The 7,393-nt window shown below is 60.0% G+C and carries 7 protein-coding genes; 3 read left to right on the top strand and 4 right to left on the bottom strand.

Annotated elements, in window-relative coordinates; genetic code table 11:
* Window positions 1–164: 164 nt before the first annotated feature.
* From VMA74_RS19210 to uppS, 3 genes are all read right to left on the bottom strand, one after another.
* Window positions 165–1,004 (bottom strand): DUF4396 domain-containing protein, encoded by an 840-nt coding sequence (locus VMA74_RS19210; protein ID WP_325369926.1) that lies wholly within the window; start codon window positions 1,002–1,004, stop codon window positions 165–167.
* 117 nt (window positions 1,005–1,121) lie between these two features.
* Window positions 1,122–2,135, bottom strand: a complete 1,014-nt coding sequence (locus VMA74_RS19205) for a terpene synthase family protein (protein WP_325369924.1) — start codon at window positions 2,133–2,135, stop codon at window positions 1,122–1,124.
* A 292-nt stretch (window positions 2,136–2,427) separates the two neighbouring features.
* Window positions 2,428–3,216 carry a polyprenyl diphosphate synthase gene (gene uppS / locus VMA74_RS19200; RefSeq protein ID WP_325369922.1) on the bottom strand — a complete coding sequence of 263 codons (789 nt, stop codon included), beginning with the start codon at window positions 3,214–3,216 and terminating at the stop codon, window positions 2,428–2,430.
* A gap of 419 nt (window positions 3,217–3,635) precedes the next feature.
* Here uppS and ahpC point away from each other — a divergent pair, with 419 nt between their 5' ends.
* From ahpC to VMA74_RS19185, 3 genes are all read left to right on the top strand, one after another.
* Window positions 3,636–4,199, top strand: coding sequence for an alkyl hydroperoxide reductase subunit C (gene ahpC / locus VMA74_RS19195; RefSeq protein WP_325369920.1), 564 nt, complete (start codon window positions 3,636–3,638; stop codon window positions 4,197–4,199).
* Window positions 4,200–4,364: 165 nt separating this feature from the next.
* A complete protein-coding gene (gene ahpF, locus VMA74_RS19190) occupies window positions 4,365–5,954 on the top strand; it encodes an alkyl hydroperoxide reductase subunit F (protein ID WP_325369918.1) in 1,590 nt (529 codons plus the stop codon).
* A gap of 219 nt (window positions 5,955–6,173) precedes the next feature.
* Window positions 6,174–6,686, top strand: a complete 513-nt coding sequence (locus tag VMA74_RS19185) for a gluconokinase (RefSeq protein ID WP_325369916.1) — start codon at window positions 6,174–6,176, stop codon at window positions 6,684–6,686.
* 108 nt (window positions 6,687–6,794) lie between these two features.
* On the opposite strand, the gene VMA74_RS19180 is transcribed toward VMA74_RS19185, so the two are convergent.
* On the bottom strand, window positions 6,795–7,393 hold a 599-nt coding region (locus VMA74_RS19180; RefSeq protein WP_325369914.1), incomplete at its 5' end, for a S49 family peptidase.

Genomic DNA, 7,393 nt, shown 5'->3' with positions numbered 1-7,393 from the left:
GGAAACAAGCCGGCGAGGCATCGAAGCTCTCCAGCGCGCACCAGTCGACACGGCCAGCGCTGGTCACCAGGGCGATGCCGTGGCAATTGCCGATCACCGCGTAGTCGCGGATGTCTGGGTAAGCCTGATTTTTCGCCTGATCACGTTCCATCACACCACTCGCCTCACATCGCTTCCTTGATGCCGACACGGATCAACCACCAGTTCACGGGGTAACTGGTGATAAAGCCACCGATCATCGCCCACTGCATGGCCAGCCAGAATTCCGGCCGGCCTGCCGTTACGAACGAACCCAGCAAAGGTTTGAATACCTTGCATTGCAGAAATGCCATGACACCGTACATGCCGATTTGCCAAGCCGTCAGCGACAAACTATCCGCCTTCAGCGCAGCTACCACCCCTTGCCGGGGCGAGAGACCCCTCATCGGCGCGATCGCGGAATATTGAAAAAAAATCCCGGCAACAAAGGCAAGCATGAAGTCGAGCACCCAGGCAGCGAACATCTTCTGCCGGAACAGCCAATGCCAGCCAAACCATGCAGCCATGTTGGGGAAGATCACCAACAGGGTCTCCGCTACGATGTCGCCGATCGTGCAACCGCTGCCGCAATGAAGTGCCCCCTTGCCCACCACCACCGCGAACGGCGCCGGCTTGCGCTCCTGATCACTTACATCCTCCGCATCCTGCGCGCCGTAACAGAAGTACCCTGCCAACACCAGCATGGAACCGAACAGCGCTGCGATCGGCCACACCCCATCCATGATGCCCATGCGCTGCGGATGCCCGCTGATATGCGCGAAGATCACGGCGGCGCAAAGACAAGCCAGGCCAAGCGAGCCGAGCGCGACGAGGTGCAGCCACTGGAACACGTCATGCATGGAGCGGCGCCAGTTTCCTATTGCTGAGCTGGCGACATTAGGCAATCTGGATCGTGCAGGAGACGTGCCTGCGTCGTGTAACTTGTGTGGAGCCGATGCCATCGCCGCTACCGGCACGCCCGCCACCGGCAGTCAAACCTCTTCGCGCTCAGCGTAACCATGTTGGCTGGGATGACAATCGCAGCATTGGGAAGCCGCGGAATAGCGGGGATTGTCGTCCCATCCTACGAACTGGTTTATCCTTCATTTCGCAGCGATCGAAGCTGTTTCTCGGGATATTTCAAGAAAGTCCTGTGGCATCGCAAACGTCTTCGGATCATAGCGAGATGCCCCCAGGGACCAGTCATAATGCCCACGCATCATGCTGCGCAGGTTTCCGATATAGGTATCGATGTTTTTCCATGTTTGCCCAGATAGGTCGAGTACGCCCAACTCCTTTCTTATTTCTCCATCAAGATGGATGAATGCATTGCAGCGCTCTCTACACACACGCTGCAATTCGGCAATTGCATCGTCTTTGCTATATCCATGCTCATGCATGAGTATTTTTGCCATGTTATTTACTTCACCCGTTTCGATCTCTATTTGCAGCGAGTGGGCATCGTTGATCATGATCATGACGTCGCAGAATGCATCGATCATGCACTGCATAACAGGATGCTCCATGACCTCGAGTGAAAGCTCGAAACCATATCCTGACTCAATCAAATCACTAAAAGGCAGTGCGCCCACCGCCTCACGCCGAAGCCCAAAGTACGTTTCCAACTTCGGCAACACTCCTTGCTGGCGCATGCTGTTCTCCTTCGCGAAAGCGGCAATAAAAAGGCGCCAATGCTTCAGTGCTCGTGTCCGCCACGCCTTGGACATGTTCTCGGCAACGCGGCTCCAATTGTCATCCCATGCGCGCAGCAGCGGATCTTCGCTCTCGTGGCGATGACCGACCGGCTCCTGCATTCGCCCAAGGAACTGTTCTACAAACCCGTTGACGCGCTGCAGCTCCTTCTCGCCATAAGCGCAATAGTCATCCGTAAAGACCATTATCCCCATCATATGAGTGGCATACAGCACACCCTCATAAGGCATATCTGGAAACATGAAGGGGACGATATCGACACCTCGTTCGTCGTAGCCCGAAGGAATGTTTCCGCCCCTGGTCAATCCCATACGCTTCATCCACTCAGCGTGCTCCTTCAGCACTCGCGCGATCTGTGGATGCACGCGCGACGGGAATGGTATTTCTAATTCGGCACGAGTCATTGCTCCTCCAAATGATGCTTGGCGATCTGCCGCTGGTCAGGCTGCGTTAGCTGCCTATACGCTTGATGACCGGCGACCGTCGGCTCGATCCCGGAAACTTAATCAAGGCAAACGCCTGGTCGAGGAGACCCTTTTGCGCTGTGCCTTGATCCATTGCACGACATAGCTGGCGGCTCGCTTCGATGGTCTCCACATGCATGATTCCTACCCTCCTGGATAGCATGGCCGCCTCAGTTGCACGGGCATCAAAAACGCTTGCCCGGAAATGCTCCGAACACCGTTGGCGAAGCAGCTACATGCCAAATCGCCGTTGCCGGCGTTGATACGTGGCCAGGGCATCCTCAAAATCCGCCAGGCCGAATTCCGGCCAGCACATCGGTGAGAAATAAAGCTCGGAAAACGCGCTCTGCCAGGGCATGAAGTTCGACAGGCGCTGTTCGCCCGAGGCGCGGATAACCATGTCAGGGTCCGGCTGTCCGGCCGTGTAGAGCTTGCTGGCGATAAGCTCTGTACTTAGTACGTTGATCAATTGATCGAGTGTACCGGCCAAGCTGTGTTCGGCAAGCAGGCATTGCACGGCGCGCAGCACTTCGTGCCGTCCGCTGTAGGCCACGGCAATGTTCACCTCGACACCCTTGCTGCGATGGGTACGCTGCTCCGCCATGGAGATACGTTGAGCCACGGCCGGCGGCAAGCGGGCGAGATCGCCCAGGATGTGCAAGCGCCAACGATCGCTTTCGGCCAGTTCATCGAACACGTCGACGATCACCGTGAGCAACGCTTGCAACTCCTGCGGATCGCGGCGCAGGTTCTCCATCGAGAGCGGCCACAGGGTCACCAATGGAATGCCTGCCTCTTCGCACCAGCCAAGAAAACGGTGCACGTTGTCGCCACCAGCGCGATAGCCGTCGACGATCGGCAAGCCGCGCTGACTGGCCCAGCGCCGGTTGCCGTCCAGAATGACGGCCAGATGGCTGATATGCGCTGACTGGCTCGCGCTCGAAGCAAGATACCGCTCGGCATGGCGCTGCCTGGTGACGGCGCGGTGATCGATGACTTGCGTGACAACGCCCTGCTCCATAAACCGACTCCTTGAACGTGCAAACGCCGCCCTTACCCCCGTAGTAAGCGAGGTGGATAAGCGATCAATCATGTTGCTGCTGCATGGCTCATCGCGTAGAAGAGCCGGCGCTATGCGAGCGAACCCTTTGACAAGCATTGGATTGGCAGCATGCTATGGTGCGTTGCCTTAAAGCGTCGTTCCCAGTTTGTCGAGGAAAGTCTCCTTGAAAAAAACGGGACCCGATACCGTTTCCTTGGCGTGAAGCAACGCCCGGTCTTCAAGGCGGGCGCAGGCGCACAGCGATTGACGGGATGCATCGCGGGCCCATAGACGTCATGAATGACTCCGATCCCAACAATCAATTGGCTCTTTCGATAGACACCCCTTATCGTTGCAAACCAATCCCCTCACCAACCACTACAACGGAAGAAAAGCAGATGTCGCTGATCAACACCGAAATCAAACCGTTCAAGGCCACCGCATTCAAGGATGGCAAGTTCATCGATGTGACCGAGGCTTCGCTGAAGGGCAAGTGGTCCGTGGTGGTGTTCTACCCCGCCGACTTCACCTTCGTGTGCCCGACCGAGCTGGAAGACCTGGCCGACCATTACGCCGAGTTCCAGAAGCTGGGCGTTGAGATCTACGGTGTTTCCACCGACACGCATTTCGCGCACAAGGCATGGCACGACACCTCCGATGCGATCAAGAAGGTGAAGTACCCGCTGGTGGGCGACCCGACCGGCACGCTGACCCGCAACTTCGAAGTGATGATCGAAGAAGAAGGCCTGGCGCTGCGCGGCACCTTCGTGATCAATCCGGAAGGCGTGATCAAGGTGTGCGAAATCCACGACAACGGCATCGGCCGCGACGCCAGCGAACTGCTGCGCAAGGTGAAGGCTGCCCAGTACGTCGCTTCCCATCCGGGCGAAGTGTGCCCGGCCAAGTGGCAGGAAGGCGCCGCCACGCTGAAGCCGTCGCTGGACCTGGTCGGCAAGATCTAATGGCAAGTTTTGGCGATCCCCGCAACGGGTGATCGCCGCGGGCCCGGTACCCCTCCCCCTCCCACCGGGCCCGCACCCTCTACCTCGAGCAGTCGCCGCCCATCCACGTTTCACCGGATGCTGGCGGCGGCTACTCCAACATCAGGCTTTGACGGAGCACACAGCATGCTGGACAACGATCTGAAAGAACAACTGCGGGCCTATCTGGAAAGGGTGACCCATCCGATCGAGCTGGTCGCCTCCGTTGATGACAGCGCCGCCTCGCAGGAACTGCTCGGCTTGCTGCGCGATATCGAATCGCTGTCGCCGAAGGTTTCGCTGCGCACCAACGGCAACGAAGCGCGCAAGCCTTCTTTTGCGATCACGCGCAGCGGCACGGACGTGAGCGTGCGCTTTGCCGGTATTCCGCTCGGCCATGAGTTCACTTCGCTGGTGCTGGCGCTGCTGCAGGTAGGCGGCCATCCACCCAAGGTGGAGCCGGAAGTGATCGAACAGGTGCGCAACCTGGAAGGCGAGTTCGTCTTCGAGACCTTCATGTCGCTCAGCTGCCATAGCTGCCCGGACACGGTGCAGGCGCTGAACCTGATGAGCGTGCTCAACCCGAACATCAAGCACATCGCGATCGACGGCGCGCTGTTCCAGGACGAAGTCACCGCACGCCAGGTGATGGCGGTGCCGACCGTGCTCCTCAACGGCCAACCGTTCGACCAGGGCCGCATGACGATCGAGCAGATCGTCGGCCGCCTGGATAGCGGCGCGGCGCAGCGCGATGCTTCGAGGCTCAACGCCAAGGCGCCGTTCGAAGTGCTGGTCGTGGGCGGTGGCCCGGCGGGTGCGGCGGCGGCGATCTATGCAGCTCGCAAAGGCATCCGTACCGGTGTGGCGGCCGAACGCTTCGGCGGGCAGGTGCTGGATACGATGGCGATCGAGAACTTCATCTCGGTGCCCTATACCGAAGGCCCGAAACTGGCTGCATCGCTGGAACAGCACGTGCACGAATACGACGTGGACGTGATGAACCTGCAGCGCGCCGAGCAACTGATTCCGGCGCAGGAAGAAGGTGGCTTGTTCGAAGTGCGCCTGGCCAGCGGCGCGTCGCTGAAGGCGAAGACGGTGATCCTTTCCACCGGTGCGCGCTGGCGCAACATGAATGTGCCGGGCGAGCAGGAATACCGCAACAAGGGCGTTACCTATTGCCCGCACTGCGATGGCCCGCTGTTCAAGGGCAAGCGCGTGGCGGTGATCGGCGGCGGTAATTCCGGCGTGGAAGCGGCGATCGATCTGGCCGGCATCGTGGAGCACGTCACCCTGTTCGAATTCGACAGCAAGCTGCGCGCGGACGAAGTACTGCAACGCAAGCTGCGCAGCCTGCCGAACGTGAAGGTGATCGTGAGTGCACAGACCACCGAAGTGGTTGGCGATGGCAGCAAAGTCACCGGCTTGAGCTACACCGACCGCAGCAGCGGCCAGAACCAGCAGGTGGCGCTGGAAGGCGTGTTTGTGCAGATCGGCCTGTTGCCCAACACAGAATGGTTGAAGGGCACGGTGAAGCTGTCGCCGCGCGGCGAGATCGAAGTGGATGCGCGCGGCGAAACTTCGGTGCCGGGTGTGTTTGCGGCCGGCGATGTGACTACCACACCGTACAAGCAGATCGTGATTGCGATGGGCGACGGGGCGAAGGCGTCGCTAAGTGCGTTCGATTACCTGATTCGCTTGCCGGTGCACGTCGACGAAAAAGAAGAGATGGCGGCTTGATCGTGTGACGGCCGGGATGAGCGTCAGCGAGTCCCAAGGCCGTAAGCGAAAAATACGCATGGCGATGTTGGGGTTCGGCGAAGCCTCACCCCAACCTGCTCGCCTGATGTTTATCAGCGTGCAAAAATCAAAAACCATCCATGCACGCAGCACCATGAGCTTCCCCTGCACGCTTCATCGCACGAACCTGCCCATCCTCCCCACGGGGAGATGGGCTTGATGCGCGCCATCGTCGTCATGGGCGTCACCGGTTGCGGCAAGTCGACGGTAGCCACCGCCATCTGCCAGCGCACCGGCGCCTACCTGATCGAGGGCGACGAATTCCATCCGCCGGAAAACATTCGCAAAATGCGCGCGGGCATTCCGCTCACGGATGCCGACCGGCAAGGCTGGCTGGAACGGTTGGCGCGCGAAGCCGCCGATCGGCTCGCCAGTTACGAGCGGGTGGTGCTTACCTGTTCCGCGCTCAAGCAGCGTTATCGCGATACCTTGCGCCAAGCCGCACCTGCGCTCGGCTTTGTGTTCCTGGCCCTGACGCCGGAGCAGGCGACGCAGCGCGTGGCGCATCGTGCAGCGCACTTCATGCCCGCCTCGCTGGTGGACAGCCAGTTTCGTGATCTGGAAGTACCTGACGGCGAACCGCTGGTGTTCGCCGTGGATGCGACCAGGCCGGTCGATGTGATTGCCGAGGAAGTGGTGGCTTGGTGGCACGCAGGCTGGGGTAAGGTGTAGCCGAGTTCCAAGATGGTGCGGATCCAGGGACATTGGGGTTCGCGTTCCGCGCACCCCAACCTACGTGCTGCATGTCTCTGGTACATACACGCGCCAATGTTGGGTATTTCAGCGCACCGAGCAGAAGCAATACGAATAGACGTTCAAGTGCCCCGCTTGCGCCGTGCGCAGCATCTGCAGTTCCGGCGCCAGCATCGGCAGTTGTGCGAACCAGCTCGGCAAGCGCACGCCGTAAGCCTGCAAGCCGGCAACCATCGCCGATTGGTTGAGGCTCAGCATGAAGCGCTCAAATGCGCCCATCGGCTGCTCCTGATAACGCACGGCGTAGTCCTTGCCCAGCTTCGCCAACTCGGCGGCTTTCTGGATGGCGGCGTCGAGCCCGCCAAGCTGGTCGACCAGGCCGCGCTGCTGCGCCTGGCTGCCGGTCCACACACGGCCCTGCGCGATGGCGTCGATGGCGGAGTAATCCTTGCCGCGCGCCTGCGCCACGCCGCTAACGAAATCGTGATAGCCCTTGTTGATGATCGACTGGATCACCGTGCCCACCTTGGGGTCGAGCGGACGGGTGATGTTGAAGGCCCCAGCCAGCGGTGCGGTGCCCACGCCATCGCTGGTGATGCCGAGCTTGCTCAAAGCATCGGGCACGGTGAAGTACATGCCAAAGATGCCGATCGAGCCGGTGATGGTGTTGGGCTCGGCGTAGATCT

This window comes from Dyella sp., assembly GCF_035508675.1.
GTDB lineage: Bacteria > Pseudomonadota > Gammaproteobacteria > Xanthomonadales > Rhodanobacteraceae > Dyella_B.
Note: the sequence above shows the minus strand (reverse complement) of the source record. Positions and strands in the feature narration are given on the sequence as shown.

Bases quoted from the DNA above. Each gene is read 5' to 3' on its own strand.
- ahpC (WP_325369920.1), top strand. From the start codon at position 3,636: ATGTCGCTGATCAACACCGAAATCAAACCGTTCAAGGCCACCGCATTC.
- VMA74_RS19185 (WP_325369916.1), top strand. From the start codon at position 6,174: ATGCGCGCCATCGTCGTCATGGGCGTCACCGGTTGCGGCAAGTCGACG.
- ahpF (WP_325369918.1), top strand. From the start codon at position 4,365: ATGCTGGACAACGATCTGAAAGAACAACTGCGGGCCTATCTGGAAAGG.
- uppS (WP_325369922.1), bottom strand. From the start codon at position 3,216: ATGGAGCAGGGCGTTGTCACGCAAGTCATCGATCACCGCGCCGTCACC.
- VMA74_RS19205 (WP_325369924.1), bottom strand. From the start codon at position 2,135: ATGACTCGTGCCGAATTAGAAATACCATTCCCGTCGCGCGTGCATCCA.